A 25,039-nucleotide genomic window follows, 5' to 3' on the forward strand; every position below is an offset into this window, starting at 1 on the left:
GGATCGCTGTAAGAGGGGCGATCGGCGTAACCACCTTCCGGCGTGACGCAGCCTGCCAAGGGCAAAGCAAACAGGCTGGCAAGCACGAGTATCTTCTTCATGGGCACGACTCCCTGATCCATTACGGTTCGTGGCTGGACAATGAAGGCGCTGCCGCCAGCTTGCAACCGGATGTTTGGCACCAGGGTCGTCAAACGGCAGGCCGCTACGGCATGTTGACGGAGGCAAATCTCCGTTTGCGCGCCCGCGCCGGAGGCGGCATGGTGCGGCCCGTGTTGGAGTGCGCCCCTTGAAACTGATCATCGGCAACAAGAATTATTCTTCCTGGTCCATGCGGCCCTGGCTGGCAGCAAAGTCGGCGGGCATGCACTTCGAGGAGCAGATCATCTGGCTGCGCCATCCCGAAACTTCGGCGATGATCAAGGCGACCTCGGCAGCCGGCAAGGTGCCCATTCTGATCCATGGCGATATCATGGTGCACGAATCCATTGCCATCCTCGAATACCTGGCCGAGATCGCGCCACAACTCTGGCCGGATGATCGCGAGAGCCGGGCGCACGCCCGTGCCATCAGCGCCGAGATCCATGCCGGTTTCCTGCCTCTGCGCCGCAACTGCCCGATGAACATCAAGCGCCGGCCCAAGGCCATCGCCCTCGACGACGAAACCCTGGCGAGCGTGGAAAGAGTGGTCGATCTCATCATCGACTGCCGCACGCGTTTCGGCAGCGGCGGCGATTTCCTGTTCGGCGCGCATTTCAACAATGCCGATGCGATGTGGGCACCTGTGGTGAACCGCTTGCACGCCTATGACGTCAAGGTGCCGGCCGCGGTGCGCCGCTATATGGACGCGGTGATGGCGACGCCGATGTGGCGGGAGTGGGAAGCGGCGGCCCTCGAGGAAACCGAAACGATCGTTGATATTGATTCAGTGTGATGAGCCTCAACCTGATCAAGCTATGTGTCGGCGCCGAATCGATCGCCGACCTCGAGGAATGGATCGCCCTGCGCCTGCGCCTGGCGGGTGAGCAGATCCACACCACGCGCATGATGCCGAAGAACCGCGAGGCGATCCTCGGCGGCGGCTCGCTCTATTGGGTGATCAAGGGCATCGTCTCGTGTCGCCAGCGCATCACGGATTTGCGTGCGCGCCGTGACGAGGACGGCATCTCGCGTTGCGACATCGTGCTCGATCCGGCGGTCGTCGCCGTCGATCCCCGCCCGCGCGGCCCCTTCCAGGGGTGGCGCTATCTCAGCGCAGCCGACGCGCCGCCCGATCTCGCCAAGGTCGGCTCGGCCGACGCCGACCTGCCCATCGAGCTCCAGCGCGAGTTGCGCACTATCGGCCTCGTTTAGGCTTTCGGGACGTCCTCAACGGCTGTGTGAACGCTCCGATGCGCGTTCACGCTATAGTCACACTCCATGCGTCATTATGGCACGCAATCGCCGGGTACCTGAACATTGTTGGTTATCAAGCGTTAACCATGACGTGTGCAGGATGGCACTTCGAAGTTTCACCGCTCTGGCATCATGGCCGTAAGTTGAGTGGATGGAGGACGCCATGTTGATCGCAAGTACAGAAGGGCAGGGCTGGTGCTACGAAGTCATCGCGCAGTCTGACGGCTTTCTCGTCCAGGCTCGCGATCTCGATACCGGCGAAGTTTCCCTGAACGAAACCACGCTATTCCGGACCTCGCCGGTGGCCCTGGCTTATGCCGATATGGCGGCTGCTGCCGACCGTTTCGCCGCCTCGAGGCTCGAAGAGGTCGAGGACTGGCAGGTCCTTGCCGATGATTATCACCATGAACTGGATCGTTTCACCACCATTCGCGATCGCTTGTCCGATGATGGCGTGGGGGGCGAACTGCTTCGTTGCAGTCGGGCGGGTTCGCTGCGCGATCAGGCTTATCGGTTGCACTAAGGCTTTTCGGTCGAGAAAATGCTCTCGGATAGAAACGCAGGATCAGTCAGGCGCTGGCCTTGCCACCTTCGACCAGCGTGAGATGGCCATAACGCCGAGTACCGGTAGGCAGGGCCGTATGTCGCTGAACGCGCGCTGTCGCAGGGATCTCTTCCACTGAGACGATATCGAAACGCGAAATGGGATGCAGGCCGATCCAATAGGGGGCCTCGCCTGGCGTCAGGCTGCCGAGGATACGCGAATTGGCCTTGCCGCGATGATGGAGCGGCAGGAGCAGCAATTCCAGATCGAGATGATGGCCTTGCAGCGTGCTGCCGCTCAGCGCGATCACCCGTGCCGTCAGGTCCGACGATACCGCCATTACCAGTTCCGCCAGGCCAGTTCGGTCGGTCCAGCGATCGAGCAGGGAAGCACCGCGCAGTTCCTGGCCGAGCAGGGCGCACATCCGGGTTCCGGCCAGGCGGAACGGAAAGCTGCGGTTCTTGTCGATCTCCACGATGAAGGTATCGCCCAGCACCCGGCGGATGGCGGCCGGATCGATGTCGACACGTTCGGGGGCGGGCCTCTGACCGCGCAACTGATCCCAATAGCCGTAGAGGTCGCGTGTCGCCGTATTCTTCATTGGTCAGCCGCCCCCAGAGCAATGCGCGTACATGGCTGAACGCCCTTTGCTCTAACTCTCTGTTTCCAAGCCAATCCGACGGATTGGCCAGAGCGTCCTGTGGTTTGCGGCATATCTGCCGGATCACAAGGCGCCGGTGGCATGATCCGATTGTGATCGGCCCGTGCCCGTGCTTCAGCGATGTGAGCGACCTTCATTCGAACGCCGCTCTCGCCCGTCATAGGCGAGCGAGGAGGTGACGATAGCACCGGCATGGGAGCGGACGGCAGGGGGCAGGATGGTTACCGTCTGGAAACGAATTATTAATGTTAACAAAAGGTTAATGCGGCCGAATCGATGTTAAGAATGACGGAGCGAATGACCACAGTTTGCTTCCTGCTTCAGGAGATATGTCTTTGTCATTGAAATCGCGCGGCAATATCGATCCGCCGGCGGCCTTCAACGTGCCGGCGGTCGTGCTGCTGCTCACCGGCCTCATCATCCTCGTTCACATTGCTCGGGCGGTGATACCCGGAAGTTGGAGCGCCTGGTTGGTCGGGGTCTTCGCCTTCACGCCGCTGCGCTACGATCCCTCGATCGGGGAGAGCATTGCCTGGCCCGGTGGACATCTTGCCGATATTGCCGGCTTCCTGACCTGTTTCTTTCTTCAGTCCGATCCGGGCACGCTGATGATCAATGGCGCGGCCCTGCTGATCCTGGGTGCTGCGGTGGCCTGGCGCTTCGGTACCTGGCGCTTTCTGGCCTTCACCGCCCTGTGCACCATTGCAGGCTCGTTCGCCTGCCTGTTGTTCTACTGGGGCAGTGCTGCCGCCATGGTGGGAGCGGGCGGCGGTCTGTCGGGCCTGTTCGCGGCTTCGATCCATTTCCTCTTCAAGGGCGGATCGGCGATGGCGGCATTTCGGGTCGCCGGTGGTGCGGCCTTTCGCAAGCCGGCCTGGACCTTGCGGGATGCATTGGCGGACCAGAACGTGCGCATCTGGCTCGCCGTCTTCGCCTTCATCACGGCCTGGAATGCCGTCAGCCCGCTGATCCTTACCACGTCGCAGGTGATGCCCGGCTGGCCGGGCAACATAGGCGGATTCCTGGCCGGCCTGCTCCTGTTTCGCTTCTTCGACCGCCAGCCACGGCTGCGCCGGGTCGTCTGAGCCTCCAATCAGCTCATCGCCTGCCCTTCGACCGCGCTCCAGACGGCCAGGGCTTGCCGCGTCTGTGCGACATCATGGACACGTACCGCATCGGCGCCGCGCTGCGCGGCGGAGAGAGCGGCGGAAACCGATCCGGCTACGCGCTCAGAGGCCGGCCCATGGCGATCGACCCCGCGGATGAAGATCTTGCGGGAGGCCCCGATCAGCACGGGAAAGCCCAGGGCACGCAATTGCGGGGTGGCGTCGAGCAGGGCCAGATTGTGCTCCATCGTCTTGCCGAAGCCGATGCCGGGGTCGAGCCACAAGCGTGAGGCGGCGATGCCATCCTTGATGGCGCGCTCGCATTTGAAGCTCAACTCGGCGCAGACATCCTTCACCACATCGGCATAAACCGGATTGACCTGCATGCTCTGCGGATCGCCTTGCATATGCATCAGTACCACGGGGGCATCATGATCGGCGACGGCCCTGCGGCTGGCCGGATCGTCCAGGGCCGTGACGTCGTTGATCATGGTGGCGCCGGCAGCAAGTGCGCGCGCCATGATCTCGGCATGGCGGGTATCGATTGAGATCAGGCGGTAGCGCCGTTTGGCCTCCTCGGCGAGAGCCTCGATCACCGGACCCACGCGTTGCCATTCGGTTTCGATGTCGACGGGAGTGGCCCCCGGACGCGTCGACTCGCCACCGATGTCGAGAATGTCGGCGCCTTCCTCCATCAACTGGCGGGCATGGGCGATGGCCGTCTCGGCGTTGTCATAGCGTCCGCCGTCGGAAAAGGAATCGGGGGTGACGTTGACGATGCCCATCAGCAGCGGCACCGTCCTGAGCGCTCGCACATGGGCTCGATCGCTGCGCGCCAGCATCAGGCTGACGGTTTCGCCATTGACGGGATGGCGCCAACTCGGGGCGATGTCGGCAAGCGGAGCGAGCACGAAGGCCCGCTCATGCATGCGCGGATGCGGCACTACGAGGTCCGGCGTGTCGATGATGTCGCTGCCATAGCCGATCAGGTCGAGATCCAGCGTGCGGGCTGCATTGCGTTCGCTGCGTTCGCGCCCGAACTGCAATTCAACGTCGAGCAGGATAGAAAGAATCTGGTGGGGCGTGAGGGCGCTCTCGACGGCGATGACCTGATTGGCATACCAGGGCTGGTCCGAGCGCGGCACCGGCTCGGTTAGGAACAGGCGCGAACGCGCGGAAATCGTCAATCCACGGGCCGCCAGGGCGGATACTGCCCGGCGCAGGGTTTCCCGGGGAGCTCCTTCGGAGGATGGCAGATTGGCACCGAGGGCGACGTAGATCATGGAAGCACTGCTCACTGGATGGGAAGGACTACCTCAAGGCGCGCGCCGGTGTCGTGTGTGATGCGGGCCAGGAGGGCATTGAAGAGGCGGTTGAGGGACAAGGCTGCCCGGGGAGACGGGACCAGGCTCCGGTTGCCCAGCGCCATGACCGGACGGATCAGGCGCACGGAATTGGTGAGGAACAGCGCTTCGGTGCGCTCGATCAGGGCCGGTGTGAGACTGGCCTCGCTGACTTCGAAGCCAAGGGCCTTCGCTTCCTCCAGCACCAGTTCGCGCATGACACCGTCGAGGCAACCATCGGCGCAAGGAGGAGTGACGAACCGGTCATCGACGATGGCGAAGAGATTGGCGATGGTGGATGAGACTGCGTTGCCGTCGAGATTGCGGATCAGGGCATCGTCGACGCCGGCTTCGGCGGCCCGGCGCGCGGACAGGATGTTGTCAAGATAGTTGAGGGATTTCAGGCGGGCGAGCGGCGAGAGCTGATTGCGCGGTAACTCGGCTTCGCACAGCCTTGCAGGCTGGCCGACAAGCGAGGCGCTCCAGGGCTGGGCCGTCACCAGGATCGTGGGCGGGCCACTCGGTGATTGACTGCCTGGCAGCGGCCACAGGCCCCGGGCGGCTTGCCCTCGCGTTACCGTGGTGCGCAGGATGGCATGGCGTTCGCCCAACTCTTCCAGCAGGCTTTCAAGCGCCTGCTTCAACAGGGCGGGGTCGACATCGATGCCGATGGTTGCGGCATGTCGGATGAGCCGGGCGCGGTGACGCTCTTCTGCAAAAGGGCGTCCCTCGAAGCAAGCCATGGTGTCGAATACGCCATCCCCGAGTTGGAAGCCGCGATCGAGGGCATTGACCAGTGGGGCGTCGGCATTGCCGTCCGCCAGGAGACGATGAAGAAAGAAGCTCACTGCACGCGATCCAGGAACGCGCGGATGATCTGGTGTCCCTGCGGCGTCAGGATCGACTCGGGATGGAACTGCACGCCGAAAGTGGGATGCTGGCGATGGCTGAGTGCCATGATCTCGCCTTCGTCGCTGCGCGCCGTGACCTCCAGCGGGCCATCCTCGTCGATCTCGACGATCAGCGAATGATAGCGCGCGGCCTCGAAGGGCCGCGGCAGCCCGGCGAACAGGCCGCCGCCCTGATGCTCGATGCGTGAGGCGCGGCCATGCATGGGCGTGCGGGCATGGGCTGTGCGCCCGCCGAAGACTTCGCCGATGCATTGGTGGCCGAGGCAGATACCGAGGATGGGCAGCTTGCCCGAAAAGAGCTTGATCAGGTCGAGCGAAGCGCCGGCATCGCGCGGTGCCTTCGGGCCAGGTGAAAACACCAGAGCTTGAGCGCCGAGGCGGATGACGTCGTCGGCTGTCACGGCGTCATTGCGGACGACATGGGTCGTCGCGCCGGCCTCCTCGAAATAGCGGGAGACGTTGAAGACGAAGGAATCGTAATTGTCGACGATCAGGATCATGCCGCTTCCTCCGCGCGGGCGGGATCCTCGAAGGCCGCAATGAGTCGCTCGGCCTTGGCCAGGGTCTCGTCATATTCGGCAAAGGGATCGGAGAGCAGCGTGATGCCGCCTCCGGCCCGGACCGAAAGGTCCTTGCCGTCATAGCTGAGGGTGCGGATGGCGATGTTGAGATCGGCAGCGCCGTCGAAGCCGATCCAGCCGATCGCACCGCAATAGGCGCCGCGTGGCTCGCGCTCGAGTTCGCCGATGATCTCCATGGCGCGGATCTTCGGTGCCCCGGTGATCGAGCCGCCCGGGAAGGTGGCGGCGATCAGGTCGGTCACGTCGAGCCCTTCCTTGAGGCGGCCCGTAACCGCCGAAGTCAGATGGTGCACCGAGGCATAGGTTTCGATGCCGCACAAGAGGGGAACCTCGACGCTGCCCGCATCGCAGACCCGCGACAGGTCGTTGCGCAGGAGGTCGACGATCATGATGTTCTCGGCCCGGTCCTTTTCGCTGCGGGCGAGCGACTGGGCGATGGCAATATCCATGGCGGGGTGGGCGCAGCGGCGCTTGGTGCCCTTGATCGGCCTGGCCTCGACCCCACCGGCGTCCAGGCGCAGAAAGCGCTCGGGCGAGGTGGAGGCGATGAAGTTGCTGCCATCGACCAGCAGGGCGGCAAACGGCGCCGGATTGGATCGCCGCAAGGCGAGATAGGTCGCCAGCGGGTCGGCGCCTTGCTGGGGCGTGGCGCTGAAGCGATGGGAGAGATTGGCCTGGAAGATGTCGCCGTCGCGGATATAGCCGACCACGCGTGCGACCTCGGCTTCGTATTCGCTCCGGCTGCGGCTGTCGTGCCAAGTCAATGCACGCGGAGCCGATGTCCGGTGAGGCTGGGCCTCAAGCCCTTCGACGAGCCGTTCGATGCCCTCCTGGTTCGGTGCGATGGCGAAGGCACGCTTCTCGATGGCGTCGAAGGCAAGGAGGTGGTCGTAGAACGGCAGGTCTATCTGGGGAACGCCTGGCGCGGCTGATGGAACCGACGGTCCGAAACGTTCGAACAGATGGCCCGCTTCATAGGCGAAACTACCGATGGCGCCGCCGCTGAAGGGGGGGGCTCCCGGCAGGGTCGGCCGGGCGTATTGCCGCAGCAGGTGACGCAAGGCCTCCATGGGCCTGCCGTCGATGACGGCATCGTTCCAGCGCGCAACGCCGTCGACGACCTGGAAACGGCCGAAGGGGGAGGCGGCCAGATAGGACCACCGCCCCAGCGTTTCATGGGGCATGGCGCTGTCGAGCAGGGCCAGTCGCGGCTGGCTGGCCATGGCGGCCGCAGCTTCTAGGGGATCGATCCAGGGTATCTCAACAATGATCATGGCAGCTCAAGCACAATCCTGGTGCGGCAGAAACATACCGGCCAGCTCGTGTGATGCGGACAGACCGCTTCCGTAGCGTTTTGCGATCTTACGGCGTCACCCAAAATCGCAAAGACGCGTCTAACCAAGGAGTTAGAGCAAACAAGCGTTCAGTCATGAACGCGCTTTGCTCTAGGTTCGGCGATTGGAGCGTCGGGCGGCTTCCCTGTCAGCCGGCCGGAACTCATCACGCAGGGGCTTGCATCCAGGATGGGCCCAAGCGTCCCGCACCTCTCAGCCCTGTGGAGATACGTGGAACATCGCATATCTATGTAGCGCTTTTTTTTGCCTTTGTCGTGCCTCTGTTTGCGCCGGAATAGAGCATATGCACGACAAGCCCTGCACAAAGGCCCCAGAAGGCGGCGCCGATGCCGTAGAGACTGAAGCCGGATGCGGTGATCAGGAAGGTCGCAAGCGCCGGCAGACGCTGGCTTTCTTCCTGCACGGCGCCAAGCAGGGAGGCCCCGAAAGCGCTTACCAGTGCCAGTCCCGCCGCCGCTTCGATCAGGATCGGGGAAGAGGCGGTGACTAGGCCCGCTGCGATCGCCGACAGCAACGAGAAGATCGCCGCATAGAACAATCCGGCGACCACTGCGGCAGTATAGCGCCGTTCGGGCTGGATATGGGCGTCCGGACCGGCGCATAGGGCGGCGGTGATGGCGGCGAGGTTGATGGTGGGAGCGCCCAGCAGCGAGGAGAGGGCCGACACGCCTCCGGTCACCAGGAAGGCGGGCCGTGTCGATACCTGATAGCCATAGGCGGCCAGCACGGTCAGGCCTGGAATGTTCTGCGAGGCCATGGTGACGATGAAGAGCGGTAGACCGATCGAAATCAGTGTTTGCCAATCGAAGCTTGGAGTCACGAATTCAAGCGACGGGAGAGCCAGCGGCAGCGAACTTGCCTGGCCGTCGAATGCCATGGCGCCCAAGGCGACAGCGAGCGCTGCGGGCGCGGCCCACAGGCGGAAGAAGCGCCCGACCACCAGCCAGGTCAGCACCACCGGTATGGCGAATTTCGGCACCTGGCCGATGGCGATCACCGGAGCAAGGCAAAGCTTGAACAGGATACCGGCCAGCATCGCGCCTGCGATGGGACGAGGAATACGGGTGATCAGCTTGCCGAGGGGAGACCATAAGCCGGCCACCATGATCAGCACGCCGGTGACCAGAAAGGCGCCCACGGCGGCAGGATAACCACCGGCCGGCGCTGCAAGGCCCGCCAGGAGGGCCATGCCGGGCGTCGACCAGGCCGTCGAGACCGGCATGCGGGTGGCGAGGCTGAGGCCGGCGCCGCACAGGCCCATGGTGACGCACAAAGCGGCGAGGCCCGAAGCGATCTGCCCCGGCGAAGCGCCGACGGCACCCATGCCATTGATCACCACCGCCACCGAGCTGGTATAGCCGACCACAGCGGTAAGGATGCCCATGCCGGCCGACTGGCCGCTGAGATCTGCAAGGAAGGAGCGCATGGCAGGGGAACCGGAATTCTCTGAGGGGCAGGGCAACATGGCGCGAGACGGCCTTATTCGACCCCCGTCACGAAATGTGCAAGCCACGTGTCGGATGAATGGAGGCGTCGAGCCCGGCCGGCCTGGATATTGCGCTGGTCCCGGCAGCAAACGCAAATGTCCCAGCTCCTATCGCGTTTCCCGCGCCTGCCGGTGTGTCGGGTTGCAGCCACGACACCAAAAGAAAACGGGCGGAAGATCCGCCCGTTGATCGTTTGCCCATTCAGGGCTTCTTGCTGTCGTCCCTGTTTCGTCCCAGCAGGCTCGCCATTTCCTCCTCGAGGCTGGCGAAGGGGTCTTCGGCCTCGGCCGGGGCCGGCGTGGTCGTCGGCGCCGGAGGTGGTGTCGGCGTGGAGGCCGCTGTCGGTGTCGGCGCTGCGGTGGCGGCCGGCGCGGCTGTCGTGCTCGACGCAGGCACCGTGGTGGCCGGGCGTGTCGGCGTCGTCAGTCTTTCACCGACCCGGAAAGGCTCCGTACGTGTCGGCTCGGCCTGCGGACGTGGCGCCGGCGTGCCCAGCGAGGGCTCGATGCGGCCGCCGAGAGTCGGTGAGGGCTCACCGGTCGGGCGCGGATCGGCGGAAAAACGAGGCTCGACCCTAAGTTCCGGCGCCTGGCGCGGGGCAGGCGTCGGAGCGGGCGTCGCCTCGGGGCGGCGCCATTCCGGCAAGCGCAGATCCGGCAGGCGAATCTCGGGCAGCGTCAGGCGCGTGGTGGTGGTGGGCGCTGGCGGTTCGCGCGTTTCGGGCGCGGGCTCGAGATCGAGTCCTTCCGCGACTTCGAAATCGAGCTCAGCCTTGGGCTTGGGAGCCGCCGTTGTCTGTGCAGCAGGGGCCGCGGATACGGTCGGCTTCGGCGCGGGCGTAGTTGCAGGCGGATCGCCGGCCAGAAGCTCTTCGAAATGCGCGGTATCGATGGTGGCGCGAGGCTCCTCGGCCGCAGGCACGGCCGGTGCGACGGGAGCAGGCGCCGCCGCCGTGGCAGCGGGCCGGCCGAAATTCGGCAAGCGCGACGTGGCGCGCTGGAAGAAGCCCGGTTCACGCGGGGGCACCACGCTCGGACGCGTAGCGGATGTGCTCGAAGGCACCTGGGGCGTGGTCGCGGCAGCAGGAGAGGTCCTGCTGACCGGTGTTGTGGCCGGTGCCGGAACTGGCGTCTCGATCTTGGCGACTGGCGGAGGCTCGACGGGCTCCGGACGGGCAAAATCTTCCTCGACTTGCCGGGGCGGAACGGCGATGGCCGCCGTACGTTCCTGGACCGGAGGCGGTGTTGCACCGGGCGCGGCAGGGCGTGCAGCTTGGCCGGCCGGACGGGCGCGCAGGATGCTGGATTCGACGACGACATCGTTCGGGCCGCCGATCATGATCAGATGTTCGACATTGTCGCGCCGCACTAGCACGAGCTGGCGGGTGCCGACGCCGTAGGAATCAACCACGCCGAGCCGCGACTGCCGTCCGCCTTTGGCGCCGCCGACCTGGGGGCGATTGATGGCGCGCCAGATGAACATCAAGACGACTCCCACCACCAACAGCAGGCCAGCCAAGGTGAACAACTGCGCGGGCAGCCAAGAGTTCAACGAATCCATCGATATAATTCCTTAGATCTGGTCCGGTGCCGATAGGGGATGGCAGCCTGATGCGACCAGTACTCTTTCCGGGCTAGTTTCTTAGAAGACGGTTAACGTGCAAGAATCAACAGCAAAGTCGCTAAACTGAGGCTTGTCCCTTGAATTTGGCCAAAAAACCGGAGAAATGCCGCAAAAGAGGCGGATTTTTCTTTCCTCTCGGCTGTTTCGTCAGGGATACACCATGGCCCGGCACATCTTTGGATGGTGCTAAATCGCCGCAAAGGGCCAGGATATTTTTGGTCAACGAGGTTAACACATTTTGAAATGTGAACTGCTAAGCCAAACTGACCATTATGCGGTTCGCCGGAGCGAATCGGCTTTGAAAGATGCGCGGTGGGGTTGAACATGGCTGAAGGCGAGGAGGCGGCGGCACGCGGCGCCGCGGTCGATCGCAGCGAACGGCCCAGCGGCATCTTCTGGGTGCTCGTGCTCGCAGCGGTGATCATCGTGATTGCCTTTGGCGTTTATCTGCTTCCATCTGAATGGGGGTGGGCTGCGAGTTTCGGCATTCTTTCGATCTTTGCCATCCTCGGCATGTTGATGATGTTTGCCTTGGCAATGGGTATCGCGCATTTCGGCCTGACAGCGACTGCCCGCAACGATCTCACCAAGCTGATCGCTGACGATTCTCCCGAAGGCATCCTCGTCACCAACAAGGATGGTCGCATCATCTATGCCAACGCGGCCTATTTGATGCTGACCGGCGCGATGGGCGAACAGGACATCCGCACGGTCGAGCGGGCCTTCACCGGGGACCCCGACGTTTCGGAGGCAACCTACCGCCTGGCCCAGGCCGCACGGGCCGGGCAGCGCCTCGCCGAGGAGTTCCGCATCGCTTCCGCCCCGCCTGCCGGAACGGCTTCCTGGTATCGCGTGCGGGTGCGCCCGATCGAGCGCCCGTCTGGAGCAGGGGAAACGGTATGGACCGTCGCCGACATCACGCGCGAGCGCGAGCGTCAGGAAAACGTGTTCCAGGAACTGCAGCACGCCATCGACTATCTCGACCATGCGCCGGCCGGCTTCTTCTCCGCCGATCCCTCGGGTGAGATCGTCTATCTCAACGCCACGCTCGCCGGTTGGCTCGACTATGATCTCGCCCAGTTCGGCACGGGCGGCCTGACGCTGGCCGATGTCGCCCCGGGCAATGCCGGCGCCCTGGTGGTGACGCAGGCCAGCGAGCCGGGCAGCGTGCGCACCGAGATTTTCGACATCGATCTCAGGCGGCGCAACGGCACCATCATGCCGGTGCGCCTGTTCCACAAGATCGCCTTTGCCGCCGACGGCCAGCCCGGTCCGTCGCGCACGCTGGTGATCTATCGCGGTCCGGGCGGCGACGTCTCCGAAGGCCTGCGGGCGGCAGAAGTGCGGTTTGCCCGCTTCTTCAACAATTCTCCCCTGGCCATTGCGACCATTGACGAAAACGCCAGGATCGTGCGCACCAACGCAGCGTTCATGCGCCTGTTCAAGGAGTCCCTCAACGGCGATGCGCCGGGCCATTCCCTGCTCGAGGCCGTCATCGAGCGCGACCGCGAGGGGCTGAGCAAGCTGACCCGCCTTGCCATGGCCGGTCGGGGCGACATCGAACCGGCCGAGGCCTCCTTGGTTGGACAGGGCAGCCGCTCCGCCCGCTTCTGGTTCGCGCCCGTCGATCGCGGCGAGAACGAGAAGGAAGCGGCGATCGTCTACATGATCGACACCACCGAGCAGCGCACGCTGCAGGAGCAGTTCACCCAGAGCCAGAAGATGAACGCGGTCGGGCAGCTCGCCGGCGGCGTGGCGCACGATTTCAACAATGTGCTCGGGGTGATCATGCTGGCGGCCGATTCCCTGCTCGGCAGCCACAAGCCCGGTGATCCCGCCTTCCAGGACATCATGGCGATCAAGAGCAACGCCAACCGCGCAGCCAATCTGGTGCGCCAGTTGCTTGCCTTCTCGCGCCGCCAGACCCTGCGCCCGCAGGTGCTGAATCTCAACGACGCGATGTCGGACCTGTCGATGCTGCTGCGGCGCCTGCTGGGTGAGAAGGTGGCGCTGGAGGTCGTGCATGGCCGCGATCTGTGGCCGGTGAAGGTGGACGTCAACCAGTTCGAACAGGTGGTGATGAACCTCACCGTCAACGCGCGTGATGCCATGCCCGACGGCGGCAAGGTGATCATCCGCACGCGCAACGTGCCGATCTCGGAGGCGAGCGCTCTCGATCGCAGCGAGCTGCCGCCGGCCGACTATGTCACCGTCGAGGTCGAGGACAATGGCAGCGGCATTTCGCCTGTCGTACTCGACAAGATCTTCGAACCCTTCTTCACCACCAAGGATGTCGGCAAGGGTACAGGCCTGGGGCTTTCGACCGTTTACGGTATCGTCAAACAGACGGGTGGCTCTATTCTCGTCCATTCGGTGGAGGGGAAGGGCACGATCTTCCAGATCTTCCTGCCGCGCCTGGTCGAGCCGGCGAAGGTCGCCAGTGTGGAGGCCGAGAGTGCTCCGGACCCGGCGGGTTCGGCGCCAGCCAAGTCCAAGGACATGCCCGACCTTACCGGCCGGGGTCGCATCCTGTTGGTCGAGGACGAGGAAGCCTTGCGCGCGCTTTCCGCCCGTACCCTGGCGGCCCGCGGTTTCGAGGTGATCGAGGCCGGCTCCGGCATCGAGGCCCTGCAGATCATCGACGAGGGCGAGAGCGAGATCGATCTCGTCGTCTCCGACGTGGTGATGCCCGAAATGGATGGGCCGACCCTGCTCAAGGAAATGCGCAAGCGCCAGTCGAAGACGCGGATCATCTTCGTCTCCGGCTATGCCGAGGAAGCCTTCGCCAAGAACATGCCGGAGGGCGAGGAGTTCGCCTTCCTGCCCAAGCCCTTCTCGATGAAGCAGCTGGTCGAGGCCGTGAAGTCCAACATGAAGCCGTAGGGCGGGCGCGGTCGTCTCGGTTGCCTGGGCACCATCATGGTGTGGTCTTCGCAAGGGCAGTGACCACGGGGTCATCGCGGACGCACTGCAACACGCAGTGGTGCAGTGCAGATCCGGGATCGCAAGCCGACTGTGGCTCATTTCTGCGCGGTCCCGTGTCTGCGAAGCAGCATTTCATGCTGCATCGCGCACGGGATGACCAGAGGAGAACAATTGCATTCAACGATAGTCCAGGTGTTATTCTATTGATTTTTCTTGCGAATATCCGAGGGGTCGCAGCTGCTGCATTGCTGTTATGTGCCATCTCCGCTCCCGCCGAAGCGGCGGGGACGCCGGGATGCGACCTCGGCGGCACGCATATCCGCTCGATTCCCGATCCCGTTTCGGGGCGATCCTATGATGTCGAGATCACCCTGCCGTCGGATTATCAGGCCAATCCAACCAAGCGCTTCGCGGTGCTTTATTATGCCGATGGCGGCCACCTTGCCGCATCGGTCACCTGCCTGTCGAAGGAACCCCGGCGCCAGGAGGCCCTTCGGCTGGTGAGAAAGCTTCACCGCGAAGGCAAGCTCTCGGATGAGCCCATCCTCGTCGGCCTTTCCTATGCCAGGGGCGAAGGTTTTGCGGTGAGCCGAGCGCGCGACTATACGCCGGTGGCCGACAAACCCGGCTATGGCGGGGCCGGGGCCTTCCAGGCCTATCTCGGCAGGACCGTCATTCCTGCGATCGAGGACTCCTATCGCGCCGATCCAAGGCGGCGGCTGTTCTGGGGGCATTCCTATGGCGGGCTTTTGGGCGCGCGCATCCTGCTGACGGAACCCGGCCTCTTCCGGTCCTATATTCTCGGCAGTCCGTCCTTCTGGTTCGCCGACCATGCCATTCTGTCGATCGAGGCCGATTACGCCAAGACGCACCGCGATCTCAAGGCCGATGTCCTGATCTATGTCGGCGGTGACGAGATCAGCCGCTACGATCCTGGCCGGCAGGGCAATACCCAGGACATGGTCGCCGATGTCAGGACATTCGAGAAGCGATTGAAATCGCGGGGTTTTCCGAGCCTGACCATTCGCTCTCTGGTCGTGGCCGGCAAGAATCACCGCACCACCATCCCGCCAGGCTTTTCCTGGGCCATCACTTCGGCTCTCGGCGGCCTTCCGGCGCGGTGGAGATAATGCAGGCGGATCCAGGAGGCTTTTGCGTGTCGGCTTTGCATCGGACAGGGCGCGCTGTCTGGCAGTTGGTTCGGCGGGATGTCGTGCGAGCTGCACTCGGCTGGGCCGCGATCGCTCTCCTGGGCCTGGGCACGACGGCCGCCGCAGCGCAGACCAAGCCCGGCAATTGGCGCAATTGCGATCCCGGCGGCATCCAGACCCTATCGGTGCCGGATCCGGTTTCCGGGCGATCCTATGACGTCGAGATCAGCCTGCCGCCCGACTACGACGCCGATACCTCGAAGCGTCACCCGGTTCTCTATCTGGCCGACGGCGGCCGCGCGACCCGGCCGCTGACCTGCCTGGTCAAAGCCCTTTACAGCAAGGGAGAACTGACCGAAGAACCCATCATCGTCGGGCTTTCCTATGCAAAGGGAGAGACCCTGGAGGTAAGCCGCAAGCGCGACTATACCCCTGTTCCTCTCAAGCCTGGTGATACCGCCTATGGCGGCGGACAGGCCTATCAGCTTTATCTGCGCGCCACAGTGATCCCCCATGTCGAGAGCCTGTATCGCGTGGACCCCGGCCAGCGTCTCTACTGGGGACATTCCTATGGTGGTCTCCTGGGCACCCGCATCCTGCTGACGGAACCGGGCCTGTTCAAGACCTACATTCTCGGAAGCCCGTCGCTCTGGTTCGCGGATCACGCCATTCTGGCGCTCGAAGCCGACTATGCCAAAGCCAACAGCGACCTGAAGGCCGATATCCTGATGTATGTCGGCGGCGAGGAAGTCAGCCGCTACGACCCGGGCCGGCGTGGCCAGACCAGGGACATGGTCGGCGACATGAAGGCGTTCGAGGCGCGGCTGAAGCAGCGCAGCTTCCCAAGCCTGTCCATCCGCTCCCTGGTGGTGCCGGGCAAGAACCACCGGAACACCATTCCGCCCGGCTTCACCTGGGCCATCACCTCGGTGCTCGGCGGCGGCGAGACGGTGCAGTCACGCCAGGGCGTCTTGCGATCCGCGGGAAGCGAAGGTCCGTAGAACGCCTGGTCGTTGTTTGTTCTTAAATCATACCATCTATGGTTGTAGATAGAGGTGGTGGCCGAAGGTCGATATCCCAGCCTTTCCTGATAGCGGCATGCATTCCGAGACTTGTCTTCCCCGCCTCGAACGTCCTGAAGCCGGCTGTGATGCGTCGTCCGGCTATTTCAACGCGGCTCCGACGCGGGTGTTTCCCTCGCTGGACCACCTGCGAAGGGCGATGACCTGGGCCAATGCCTCGGGTGGCCTGTTTCTCGACTACCTCTTGGAAGGGAACTATTTCGCGGGCAAGGCGACATGGGTCAATCCATCTGCCCCCGTACGCCAGGCCTATGAAGCCATGGTGGCAGCCAATCCCTTCTTGATCTCAGAAAGTCCCTATCAGCCCGCCTTTGCCCGCAAGGACGTGCGGGTGAGGGGGCAGAACAAGGTTTTCGTCGCACGGCTCGATACAGCCTGCGAAGAGGTGCGGCTGGTTGCCGGGGAGCACCGCAAGGCACGCGAGGCCGGTATCTGCCGGCCGAGGGCGATATTTGCCGGAGGTCCCGCCGCCAAGATCGGCGCCCTTCTGAGCGGCTTGCAGACAAACCCTGCCGACGCGTCGGACGTGGTGTTTGTGCTGGATGGAGCCGAGCAGTCCAATGAAAGCGGTTCGGCGAGTTACGAGCATGTCAATCATGCCAATGCGCTCAACGCCGAACTCGACAATACCGGGCTCGGCATTCTGGGTACCGCCCTCCGACGCGCCATCTTCGGCGAGGCGGATGCTTCGGTTGCCCTCGGCGTCGATTACAGGAAGGTCGACCTTTGGCCCCGCGGCGTCCGGTTGCGGGATTTGCCTGTCTATCTCCACAACGAATGGCACGGCTTGGCGCAGCGCGTTCGCAAACTCCTGGGATGGCCGACGGATCATCTGAAGAGCCGTTTGGCCAGCAAGGTTTCGACTCAGATTCTCGCCGAGATCGAGCGGCAAATGGAAATCCGGCTGCGTCTCGACCAGGAGAGTCCGCGTGCCGTCTTTCTCTATCTTTCGCGCAGGAACCATGAAGCTTCCCTGGTCGACAACCGCGAGCTTGCGGAGGATGTCGGCCTGGCGATCCAAAAGCTCGACGCGGCCAGCCTGGAGGCCTTCTATGGTCCCGCCATCCTGGATCGCGTGGTGTCAGGCGATCTCTTCCTGGACAATGGTTGCATTCGCCATGGTTTCGATCGCCTCTGCATGGATGCCATGGAGCGCAACGGCATCGAATGCCGGCACCGGCAGCGCCTGAGCCGGGTCTATTTCGAGGAGGACGGGCATGGCAAGGCCCGGGCGGCTGCGGTCACCGTGGAGGACATGAACACGGGAATGCTCTCGCATCTGGCCTTGGACCATCTGTGCCTCTCGCTCGGCCCGACGGCGACATTCCACTATGAGCCGACCGGCCACATGCTGCCGGCCCTGTCGGATCGCCTTGGCCTCGATCTGCCCGTTCCCCATCAGACCATCGCGACCGGCCTTTCGGCCCAGCTCCTGTTCAGGATCATCGATCCCGACAAGGTGCGCAACCTGCCTTTTACCGGAATGAAACAGACGCATTTCGTCGAGATCGGGCGAACCTCCAGCCATCTGGTGATGAAACTGACCTGCGGCGGCGTGATCGGCCTGCCCGTCTATAGCCGGAGCTATGCCATCAATGCGCTGGCGAGCATCCTCGCCATATTGACGCCGGAATGCGGCCTGGCCTTCGAGGACGTGATCTGCGCATGGCCTTGCACGCGAGGCATCAATGGCCCCAACAACGGCCAGATCGTCCGGCTCGGCGACAATGCGGTGGCACGCTTCGGCGAAGGGGGCACGGGCATGTCGAAAATGGGCAGCAATGCCCAGACCATGCTGGATCTGGCAGGAATGAAATGGCCGGTCTCACCGGAATTGCGGCTGGACCCATCCCTTTACCAGCATACGGTCATCGACCGTCGCAAGCCTGTCGCCAGGCGGCTGGGTCTGCGTTGAGCCACCCCGGCAACCGGTGGTTTCTCATGCACTTTCGAGGCCTCGGCCCATGGCGCTGACCACCAGGGCGATCTGTTCGCGCAGATAGGGCAGGGGCAACTGCACCAGCTTGCCCTCGAGGCCGAGCAGCACCATGCCATGCGCGGCCGAGAACAGGGAGCGGGCGAGCAGGGCTCTTTCGGCGGCGGCGAGGCCAGGCTGGAGCACGGCAAGGGGGGCTTCCAGATGCCTGAACAGGGCGTCCTGCCGGCTGAGATGCTCTTGCGGTAGTTCCTGCCCTTCAGGCAGGCGAAGGTCGAACAAGGCGTGCCAGCGCCCGCCATGCTCGGCGGCGAAATCGAGATAGCCGTTGGCGAGTGCGATCAGCGTGCGATTGGCGACGGCACGAGGGCTGCCGCCGTCTGCGGCGGCCGCTTCGGCTTGCCGTCCCAGAATGGCGTCGAGCAGGCCAAAGCTGCGCGCGTTGACGGCCAGGATCAGGGCGGCGAGATCGGGGAATACCGTGTAGATGGCACCGAGGGCACAGCCGACCTCCTCGGCGAGAGCCCGCGCCTTCAGGGCTGCGTGACCCTGTTCGGCGATGGTTTTTTCAGCCGCTCCGATCAGCTTGTCCCGCAGCTCTTCCCGTCTTGACTGGGCCTTGGTCATCCCCGATGCGTTCCTTTTGAACGTTGTTCAAAATTTTTCTTGAACGCAGTTCACGATTCGATTAACGTCCAGTTTGTGAACGTTGTTCATAACACGGAGAGCGTGATGTTCAAGACCATCGTGACTTTGTTCCGCGGTGCCGCCGCCGAAGCGGAGGACAATCTGATCGATCGCAATGCCGTGCGGATCCTGGACCAGCAGATCCGGGATGCCCGCGCCGGCCTCGAACAGGGACGGCGAGCCTTGGCGGTGGCCATCGCCCAGGACAAGGCCGAGGCGCGCAGGCTCGGCGATCTGCGCCGGCGCATCGCCGATCTCGACGAACGCGCCATCGAGGCGCTGCGCGGCGGGCGCGACGACCTGGCGGGGGAGGCGGCGGCCGAAATCGCCAATCTGGAAAACGATGCTGCGGCCATTGCTGCCGCCCAGGCGACGTTCGCCGCGGAAGCGGCACGGCTGCGCACCAAGCTGGCGGCGGCCGAGCGCCGGTTTCTTGAAATCGAACGAGGCCGGCGTATCACCGCGGCCGCCGAGACGGTGAACAAGCTCAAATCGGGCTTCGCCGAGGCCGCACCCGGTGCGGCCTTGACTGACGCTGAGAGAACACTGGTCCGCCTCAGGGAGCGCCAGGTCCATCAGGACGACGTGGACCTCGAGCTCGAGGCCCTCGATACCGGGGCGCGCTCGGCGGCGACAGCTGAAAAGCTCGAGGCGGAGGGGTTCGGCCCCTCGACGCGGACGACGGCCAAGGACGTGCTGGCGCGCTTGAAGGCACAAGCGGCACAGGCTGCCTGAACCGCCCTTCTTTCAACTTCTGAAAAATCGAGACAATCCCATGGAACAGTCGAACCTGATCAAGCACTCCAATGCCTGGGTGACCTTCACCTATGCCGCCTTCGCCGGTGCTGCCGGCATGGTCGGCCTCGGCATCCTGTTTCTTCCGGTCGATATCTGGATCAAGGCCTACCTGAGCATGGGCACAGTGATGCTGATCCAGACCTGCGTGACACTGACCAAGACCCTGCGCGACCAGCAGGAGGCCGGCCGGCTGCACAACCGCATCGAGGACGCCAAGACCGAGCAATTGCTGATGCGCATAGACCGCGCCAAGGATTGACGGGGGTGGGGGCGCGCGAAACGCGGTGGGCCGGGGCGCCCGCGCAGCCGGGGCTTCTCAACGTCCCTTGCCGACCTCCGCCAGATCGTAGGAGGTCGTCTGGTAGATCTCGTTGATCCAGTTGCCGAACAGGAGATGGGCATGGCTGCGCCAGAAATTGCGCGGCGGGAAGGATGGGTCGTCATAGGGGAAGTAGTTCTTCGGCAACTTGATCGGCACGCCCGACTCGACGTCGCGGAAATATTCGTCGGCCAGCGAGGTCGATTCATATTCGACATGGTTGAACAAATAGAGCCGGTTGCCCTTTTGCTCGTGGATGAGACACACGCCGGTCTCATCCGAATCCATCAGGATCTCCAGCTCCGGGTTCTTGCGCACATCTTCGCCACGCACTTCCGTCCAGCGCGAGACCGGGATGTGGAAGTCGTCCGAAAAGCCGTTCAGATAGATGGAGGCCGGCTTGCGGTTGTGGTGCTGGTAGACCCCGAAGGCCTTCTCGGTCAGGTCATATTTGGGAATTCGATGGAAGTGCCAGATCGCCGCCATCGCGCCCCAGCACACGTTCAGCGTGGAATGGACGTTGGTCGTGGTCCAGTCCAGGATCTGCTCGAGTTCCTTCCAATAGGTGACGTCCTCGAAGGGCAGCGTCTCCACCGGCGCGCCGGTGATGATGAAGCCGTCGAACTTGCGGTCGCGGACTTCCTCCCAGGTTTCGTAGAAGGCGAGCAGGTGGTCTTCCGAGGTGTTCTTGGCACGATGGCCGCCGACGCGGACCAGCGATAGCTCGACCTGCAGCGGCGTGGCTCCGACCAGGCGCGCCATCTGCAGTTCGGTGCGGATCTTGTTCGGCATCAGGTTGAGCAGGCCGATCTGCAAAGGGCGGATGTCCTGCCGGATGGCGGCCGTTTCCGTCATCACCCGCACCCCTTCGCTGACCAGGGTGGAGAAGGCAGGCAAAGTATCCGGAATCTTGATAGGCATGTTGCACTCGATCGACGTTGGGCCAGCCGGAAAGCAATGCGACAGGTCCACGGATGGAATGCATCCAGCGGCCCTTTAGCGAGTTGTTTAACGTGGCTGCAAGCCGGCCGGCCAAATCACCACGGAATGAGAGTTAATCCTGCGGGATCAGGAAATCAATGATGTTTCCTGGGAGCGCGGGCGAGGACGCCCGCGCTCGGCTCTACTCCGCCGCCTCCTTGACGCCGGGCACATAGTTCAGCACCGGCGAAAGCCAGCGTTCGGCTTCCTGCACCGTCATGCCTTTGCGGGCTGCATAGTCCTCGACCTGGTCCTGCTCGATCTTCGACACCCCGAAATAATAGGCCTCGGGATGGGCGAAATAGAGCCCGGACACGGAGGCGCCCGGCCACATCGCATAGCTTTCGGTCAGCTGCACGCCGATGCGGGCCTCGGCGTCGAGCAGGCGGAAGAGCGTGCCCTTCTCGGTATGGTCGGGCTGGGCGGGATAGCCCGGGGCAGGGCGGATGCCGCGATAGGGCTCGCCGATGAGTTCGTCGGGGGCGAGGTTCTCGTCGGCCGCATAGCCCCAGAATTCCTTGCGCACGCGCTCATGCATGCGCTCGGCGAAGGCCTCGGCAAAACGGTCGGCCAGCGCCTTTACCAGGATCGAGCCGTAATCGTCATTGGCGCGTTCGAAACGATGGGCGATCGCTTCCTCTTCCATGCCGGCCGTGACCACGAATCCGCCGAGATAGTCACCTTGCCCAGTCGTTTCAGGCGCGACGAAGTCGGAAAGGGCGACATTGGCCCGGCCATCGCGCTTGGTGAGTTGCTGGCGCAAGGTGTGCAGGCCAGCGAGCTTCCGGCTGCGGCTCTCGTCCGTATACAGATGTATATCGTCGCCGACGGCGTTGGCCGGCCAGAAGCCGATCACGGCCTTGGGATGGAACCACTTCTCTTCGATGATGCGGGCGAGCATCGCCTGGGCATCGTCGAAGAGCTGCCGGGCCGCCACGCCCTGCTTCTCGTCGGAGAGGATGGCAGGATAGCGCCCCTTGAGCTCCCAGGTCTGGAAGAAGGGCGTCCAGTCGATATAGCGCGCCAGCTCGGCGAGATCGTAATTCTCGAAGACCCGTGTTCCCAGGAAGGATGGTTTCGGCGCCGTGAAGCCGGTCCAGTCCACCTTGTGGGCGTTGGCCCTGGCCTTGGCGAGCGGCAGGCGCAGCTTGTCGGCCTCGCTGCGGGCGTGGGCCGCCGCGACCTTGGTATATTCGGCCTGGACGGTCTCGATATAGCCCGGCTTGATCGTCGGGGAGAGCAGGCTGGAGACCACGCCGACGGCGCGGCTGGCATCGGTGACATACACCGCCTGGCCACGGTCGTAGCGCGGATGCACCTTCACGGCGGTATGGACGCGGCTGGTGGTGGCGCCGCCGATGAGGAGCGGAATGTCGAAGCCCTCGCGCTCCATTTCGGAAGCGACATGCACCATTTCGTCGAGCGAAGGCGTGATCAGGCCGGAAAGGCCGATGATGTCGACCTTCTCCTGCCGCGCGACTTCGAGGATCTTGGCGGAGGGCACCATCACGCCGAGATCGATGATCTCGTAATTGTTGCAGGCGAGCACGACGCCGACGATGTTCTTGCCGATATCGTGCACGTCGCCCTTCACCGTCGCCATCAGCACCTTCCCGGCGCTCTGGCGAACCTCGCCGCCATTGGCGGCCTTCTCGGCTTCCATATAGGGCAGCAGCACGGCCACGGCCTGCTTCATCACGCGGGCCGACTTGACCACCTGCGGCAGGAACATCTTGCCCGAGCCGAAGAGGTCGCCCACCACGTTCATGCCGGCCATCAGCGGGCCTTCGATGACGTGCAGAGGGCGCTCGGCCGCCTGGCGTGCTTCCTCGGTGTCGTCGTTGATGTGGTCGGTGATGCCGTTGACCAGCGCGTGCTCCAGGCGCTTCTCCACCGGCCAGGCACGCCAGGCCAGATCCTGCACCTTGGCCTCCTTCGTACCCGCGCCACGGAAGCGCTCGGCCAGCGCCAGCAGACGCTCCGTCGCGTCGTCGCGGCGGTTGAGCACCACGTCCTCGCAGGCTTCGCGCAGCTCCGGATCGATGGATTCGTAGACGGCGAGCTGGCCGGCATTGACGATGCCCATGTCCATGCCGGCCTGGATGGTATGGTAGAGGAATACGGCGTGCATGGCCTCTCGCACCGGCTCATTGCCGCGGAACGAGAAGGAGAGATTGGAGACGCCGCCCGAAATATGGGCATGGGGCAGGGTGGTCCTGATCTGCCTGGTCGCCTCGATGAAGGCGACGCCATAGCCGTTATGTTCCTCGATGCCGGTGGCGACGGCGAAGATGTTGGGATCGAAGACGATGTCCTCGGGCGGGAAGCCGGCCTCTTCAGTCAGGAGCTTGTAGGCCCTGGTGCAGATCTGGACCTTGCGTTCCAGCGTGTCGGCCTGTCCCTGCTCGTCGAAGGCCATCACCACCACGGCGGCGCCATAGGCGCGCACCAGCCGCGCATGATGCAGGAAGGCTTCCTCGCCTTCCTTCATCGAGATGGAATTGACCAGGGGCTTGCCCTGCACGCATTTCAGGCCGGCCTCGATGATCGAGAATTTCGAGGAGTCGATCATCACCGGCACGCGGGCGATGTCTGGCTCGGCCGCGATCAGGTTGAGGAATTCGACCATGGCCTTTTCGGAATCGATCAGACCCTCGTCCATGTTGATGTCGATGACCTGGGCACCGTTGGCGACCTGGTCGCGGGCGATATCGAGCGCGGTCGCATAGTCGCCCGCCGTGATGAGCTTGCGGAACTTGGCCGAGCCGGTGACGTTGGTGCGCTCGCCCACATTCACGAAGGGGATGGTGGCGTCGAGCGTGAAGGGCTCCAGGCCCGACAGCTTCATCTTGGGCTCGAACTCGGGAATGGGGCGCGGTGCGTGCCGTCCGACGGCTTCGGCGATGGCGCGGATATGCTCGGGCGTCGAGCCGCAGCAGCCGCCGACGATGTTGACCAGGCCGTCGCGGGCAAAACCCTCGATCTGCGCCGCCATCGCCTCGGGGCTCTCGTCATACTGGCCGAACTCGTTGGGCAGGCCGGCATTGGGATAGGCGCAGACGAAAGTATCGGAAACGGTGGAGATCTCGTCGAGATGCGCCCGCATCGCGTTGGCGCCGAGCGCGCAGTTGAGGCCGATGGTGAAGGGGCGGGCATGCCGCACCGAATGCCAGAAGGCCGTCGGCGTCTGCCCGCTGAGGGTGCGGCCGGACAGGTCAGTGATGGTACCGGAGATCATCACGGGCAGGCGCACTTGCTTTTCGCCGAACACCTCCTCGCAGGCGAAGATCGCCGCCTTGGCGTTGAGCGTGTCGAAAATCGTCTCGATCAGGATGATGTCGGCGCCGCCGTCGATAAGGCCGCGAATCTGCTCGGCATAGGCGATGCGGAGGTCATCGAAGCTGACGGCGCGATAGCCGGGATTGTTGACATCGGGCGAGATCGAGGCCGTGCGGTTGGTCGGGCCGAGCGCGCCGGCGACGAAGCGCCGGCGCCCGTCTTGCTGTTGCGCCTTGATCGCGGCGCGGCGGGCGAGGCGAGCACCGTCGCGATTGAGGTCATAGACCGCTTCCTGCATGCCGTAGTCGGCCTGGGCGATCGAGGTGGAGGAGAAGGTGTTCGTCTCCAATATGTCGGCGCCGGCCATGGCATAGGCGTAGTGGATCGCCTCGATCGCCGCCGGCTGGGTGAGGGTGAGCAGGTCGTTGTTGCCCTTGAGGTGGCACTCGCAGCCGACGAAGCGCTCGCCGCGGAAATGGTCTTCCTCGAAGCCGAGCCCCTGGATCTGCGTGCCCATCGCGCCGTCGAGGATGAGGATGCGCTCCCGCGCGGCGGCGGTAAGTGCGGCAAGGATCTCCGCACCCCGATCGGTTTGGGCAGGCGCGGCGAACAGGGCTTCGACCGGAGCGCTCATCACGAGCTCCTATAACGGAATTACGATATCAAGATATCCTTATATGATAACAATCAGGCAGGAGAGGTCAAGGTGAACTATCCTGGAAGCGCCGGTTTTCTGTCTGGGGATGCTGGGAGGCGGGAGAAGGGAAGAGAAGAGGCGGACGAGACGTCCGCGGTCCCAGCCGCGGTGTTTCCCGCGCAATACCGGCAAGGTTCCCGCCGGAATCGCACCGGCTGGGACCGCGGACGTCTCGTCC

20 protein-coding genes and 1 riboswitch are annotated in these 25,039 nt (G+C 63.9%); of the genes, 10 read left to right on the forward strand and 10 right to left on the reverse strand.

Annotation, left to right across the window (positions count from 1 at the left end; genetic code table 11):
- Positions 1-280 precede the first annotated feature (280 nt).
- From BA190_RS21920 to BA190_RS21930, 3 genes are all read left to right on the forward strand, one after another.
- Positions 281-934: a glutathione S-transferase family protein gene (locus BA190_RS21920; RefSeq protein WP_156771646.1), complete on the forward strand. Its 654-nt coding sequence runs from the start codon at positions 281-283 to the stop codon at positions 932-934.
- Complete coding sequence (locus BA190_RS21925) at positions 934-1,353, forward strand: DUF1489 family protein (RefSeq protein WP_068292224.1); 420 nt, start codon at positions 934-936, stop codon at positions 1,351-1,353. Before BA190_RS21920 ends, BA190_RS21925 begins: the two co-directional genes overlap by 1 nt.
- A gap of 205 nt (positions 1,354-1,558) precedes the next feature.
- Positions 1,559-1,918 carry a hypothetical protein gene (locus BA190_RS21930; RefSeq protein WP_068292227.1) on the forward strand — a complete coding sequence of 120 codons (360 nt, stop codon included), beginning with the start codon at positions 1,559-1,561 and terminating at the stop codon, positions 1,916-1,918.
- A gap of 46 nt (positions 1,919-1,964) precedes the next feature.
- Here BA190_RS21930 and BA190_RS21935 read toward each other — a convergent pair whose 3' ends face one another.
- Positions 1,965-2,540, reverse strand: coding sequence for a PAS domain-containing protein (locus tag BA190_RS21935; protein WP_068292230.1), 576 nt, complete (start codon positions 2,538-2,540; stop codon positions 1,965-1,967).
- Positions 2,541-2,935: 395 nt separating this feature from the next.
- Here BA190_RS21935 and BA190_RS21940 point away from each other — a divergent pair, with 395 nt between their 5' ends.
- Positions 2,936-3,685, forward strand: coding sequence for a rhomboid family intramembrane serine protease (locus tag BA190_RS21940; RefSeq protein ID WP_162275173.1), 750 nt, complete (start codon positions 2,936-2,938; stop codon positions 3,683-3,685).
- 8 nt (positions 3,686-3,693) lie between these two features.
- Here BA190_RS21940 and folP read toward each other — a convergent pair whose 3' ends face one another.
- The 6 genes from folP to BA190_RS21970 all read right to left on the reverse strand — a co-directional run bounded on the left by folP (position 3,694) and on the right by BA190_RS21970 (position 10,943).
- Entirely contained in the window at positions 3,694-4,989 is a 1,296-nt protein-coding gene (gene folP / locus BA190_RS21945; protein ID WP_082979952.1) for a dihydropteroate synthase, read from the reverse strand.
- Positions 4,990-5,000: 11 nt separating this feature from the next.
- Positions 5,001-5,897, reverse strand: coding sequence for an aminotransferase class IV (locus tag BA190_RS21950; protein WP_156771647.1), 897 nt, complete (start codon positions 5,895-5,897; stop codon positions 5,001-5,003).
- On the reverse strand, positions 5,894-6,460 hold the full coding sequence (locus BA190_RS21955) for an aminodeoxychorismate/anthranilate synthase component II (RefSeq protein ID WP_068292236.1): 567 nt from the start codon (positions 6,458-6,460) through the stop codon (positions 5,894-5,896). The genes BA190_RS21950 and BA190_RS21955 overlap by 4 nt, the downstream gene beginning before the upstream one ends.
- Positions 6,457-7,815, reverse strand: coding sequence for an aminodeoxychorismate synthase component I (pabB, locus tag BA190_RS21960; RefSeq protein ID WP_068292239.1), 1,359 nt, complete (start codon positions 7,813-7,815; stop codon positions 6,457-6,459). The genes BA190_RS21955 and pabB overlap by 4 nt, the downstream gene beginning before the upstream one ends.
- A gap of 307 nt (positions 7,816-8,122) precedes the next feature.
- Positions 8,123-9,322, reverse strand: a complete 1,200-nt coding sequence (locus BA190_RS21965; RefSeq protein ID WP_068292242.1) for a benzoate/H(+) symporter BenE family transporter — start codon at positions 9,320-9,322, stop codon at positions 8,123-8,125.
- Between the two features lie 262 nt (positions 9,323-9,584).
- Positions 9,585-10,943, reverse strand: coding sequence for a hypothetical protein (locus tag BA190_RS21970; protein ID WP_068292245.1), 1,359 nt, complete (start codon positions 10,941-10,943; stop codon positions 9,585-9,587).
- A 387-nt stretch (positions 10,944-11,330) separates the two neighbouring features.
- On the opposite strand from BA190_RS21970, the gene cckA reads away from it, so the two are divergent.
- From cckA to BA190_RS21990, 4 genes are all read left to right on the forward strand, one after another.
- A complete protein-coding gene (gene cckA / locus BA190_RS21975; RefSeq protein ID WP_068292248.1) occupies positions 11,331-13,889 on the forward strand; it encodes a cell cycle histidine kinase CckA in 2,559 nt (852 codons plus the stop codon).
- A 287-nt stretch (positions 13,890-14,176) separates the two neighbouring features.
- Positions 14,177-15,061 (forward strand): alpha/beta hydrolase, encoded by an 885-nt coding sequence (locus tag BA190_RS21980; RefSeq protein ID WP_162275175.1) that lies wholly within the window; start codon positions 14,177-14,179, stop codon positions 15,059-15,061.
- Positions 15,062-15,087: 26 nt separating this feature from the next.
- Positions 15,088-16,083, forward strand: a complete 996-nt coding sequence (locus tag BA190_RS21985) for an alpha/beta hydrolase (protein WP_162275177.1) — start codon at positions 15,088-15,090, stop codon at positions 16,081-16,083.
- Between the two features lie 97 nt (positions 16,084-16,180).
- Positions 16,181-18,079 carry a hypothetical protein gene (locus tag BA190_RS21990; RefSeq protein ID WP_156771648.1) on the forward strand — a complete coding sequence of 633 codons (1,899 nt, stop codon included), beginning with the start codon at positions 16,181-16,183 and terminating at the stop codon, positions 18,077-18,079.
- A 24-nt stretch (positions 18,080-18,103) separates the two neighbouring features.
- Here the strand turns inward: BA190_RS21990 and BA190_RS21995 are convergent, their stop codons facing one another.
- Positions 18,104-18,727, reverse strand: coding sequence for a TetR/AcrR family transcriptional regulator (locus BA190_RS21995; RefSeq protein WP_068292254.1), 624 nt, complete (start codon positions 18,725-18,727; stop codon positions 18,104-18,106).
- Positions 18,728-18,832: 105 nt separating this feature from the next.
- Here BA190_RS21995 and BA190_RS22000 point away from each other — a divergent pair, with 105 nt between their 5' ends.
- Both BA190_RS22000 and BA190_RS22005 read left to right on the forward strand, forming a co-directional pair.
- On the forward strand, positions 18,833-19,522 hold the full coding sequence (locus tag BA190_RS22000) for a PspA/IM30 family protein (protein ID WP_068292256.1): 690 nt from the start codon (positions 18,833-18,835) through the stop codon (positions 19,520-19,522).
- A gap of 40 nt (positions 19,523-19,562) precedes the next feature.
- Positions 19,563-19,844 (forward strand): YiaA/YiaB family inner membrane protein, encoded by a 282-nt coding sequence (locus BA190_RS22005; protein ID WP_068292259.1) that lies wholly within the window; start codon positions 19,563-19,565, stop codon positions 19,842-19,844.
- A gap of 57 nt (positions 19,845-19,901) precedes the next feature.
- Here BA190_RS22005 and metA read toward each other — a convergent pair whose 3' ends face one another.
- Together metA and metH are read right to left on the reverse strand one after the other, a co-directional pair.
- Positions 19,902-20,825, reverse strand: coding sequence for a homoserine O-succinyltransferase (gene metA / locus BA190_RS22010; RefSeq protein ID WP_068292263.1), 924 nt, complete (start codon positions 20,823-20,825; stop codon positions 19,902-19,904).
- A 55-nt stretch (positions 20,826-20,880) separates the two neighbouring features.
- Positions 20,881-20,958: riboswitch (SAM riboswitch) on the reverse strand.
- A gap of 69 nt (positions 20,959-21,027) precedes the next feature.
- Positions 21,028-24,798, reverse strand: a complete 3,771-nt coding sequence (gene metH, locus BA190_RS22015) for a methionine synthase (RefSeq protein ID WP_068292266.1) — start codon at positions 24,796-24,798, stop codon at positions 21,028-21,030.
- Positions 24,799-25,039 lie beyond the last annotated feature (241 nt).

Origin of the sequence: Labrys sp. WJW (assembly GCF_001676615.1) — a bacterium.
Classification (GTDB): Bacteria; Pseudomonadota; Alphaproteobacteria; order Rhizobiales; family Labraceae; genus Labrys; species Labrys sedimenti.

Excerpts from the sequence above, each read along its gene's own strand:
- BA190_RS21925 (WP_068292224.1), top strand. The coding sequence starts at position 934 with ATGAGCCTCAACCTGATCAAGCTATGTGTCGGCGCCGAATCGATCGCC.
- BA190_RS21930 (WP_068292227.1), top strand. The coding sequence starts at position 1,559 with ATGTTGATCGCAAGTACAGAAGGGCAGGGCTGGTGCTACGAAGTCATC.
- BA190_RS21935 (WP_068292230.1), bottom strand. The coding sequence starts at position 2,540 with ATGAAGAATACGGCGACACGCGACCTCTACGGCTATTGGGATCAGTTG.
- folP (WP_082979952.1), bottom strand. The coding sequence starts at position 4,989 with ATGATCTACGTCGCCCTCGGTGCCAATCTGCCATCCTCCGAAGGAGCT.
- BA190_RS21955 (WP_068292236.1), bottom strand. The coding sequence starts at position 6,460 with ATGATCCTGATCGTCGACAATTACGATTCCTTCGTCTTCAACGTCTCC.
- pabB (WP_068292239.1), bottom strand. The coding sequence starts at position 7,815 with ATGATCATTGTTGAGATACCCTGGATCGATCCCCTAGAAGCTGCGGCC.
- BA190_RS21965 (WP_068292242.1), bottom strand. The coding sequence starts at position 9,322 with ATGCGCTCCTTCCTTGCAGATCTCAGCGGCCAGTCGGCCGGCATGGGC.
- BA190_RS21970 (WP_068292245.1), bottom strand. The coding sequence starts at position 10,943 with ATGGATTCGTTGAACTCTTGGCTGCCCGCGCAGTTGTTCACCTTGGCT.
- cckA (WP_068292248.1), top strand. The coding sequence starts at position 11,331 with ATGGCTGAAGGCGAGGAGGCGGCGGCACGCGGCGCCGCGGTCGATCGC.
- BA190_RS21990 (WP_156771648.1), top strand. The coding sequence starts at position 16,181 with ATGCATTCCGAGACTTGTCTTCCCCGCCTCGAACGTCCTGAAGCCGGC.
- BA190_RS21995 (WP_068292254.1), bottom strand. The coding sequence starts at position 18,727 with ATGACCAAGGCCCAGTCAAGACGGGAAGAGCTGCGGGACAAGCTGATC.
- BA190_RS22000 (WP_068292256.1), top strand. The coding sequence starts at position 18,833 with ATGTTCAAGACCATCGTGACTTTGTTCCGCGGTGCCGCCGCCGAAGCG.
- BA190_RS22005 (WP_068292259.1), top strand. The coding sequence starts at position 19,563 with ATGGAACAGTCGAACCTGATCAAGCACTCCAATGCCTGGGTGACCTTC.
- metA (WP_068292263.1), bottom strand. The coding sequence starts at position 20,825 with ATGCCTATCAAGATTCCGGATACTTTGCCTGCCTTCTCCACCCTGGTC.
- metH (WP_068292266.1), bottom strand. The coding sequence starts at position 24,798 with ATGAGCGCTCCGGTCGAAGCCCTGTTCGCCGCGCCTGCCCAAACCGAT.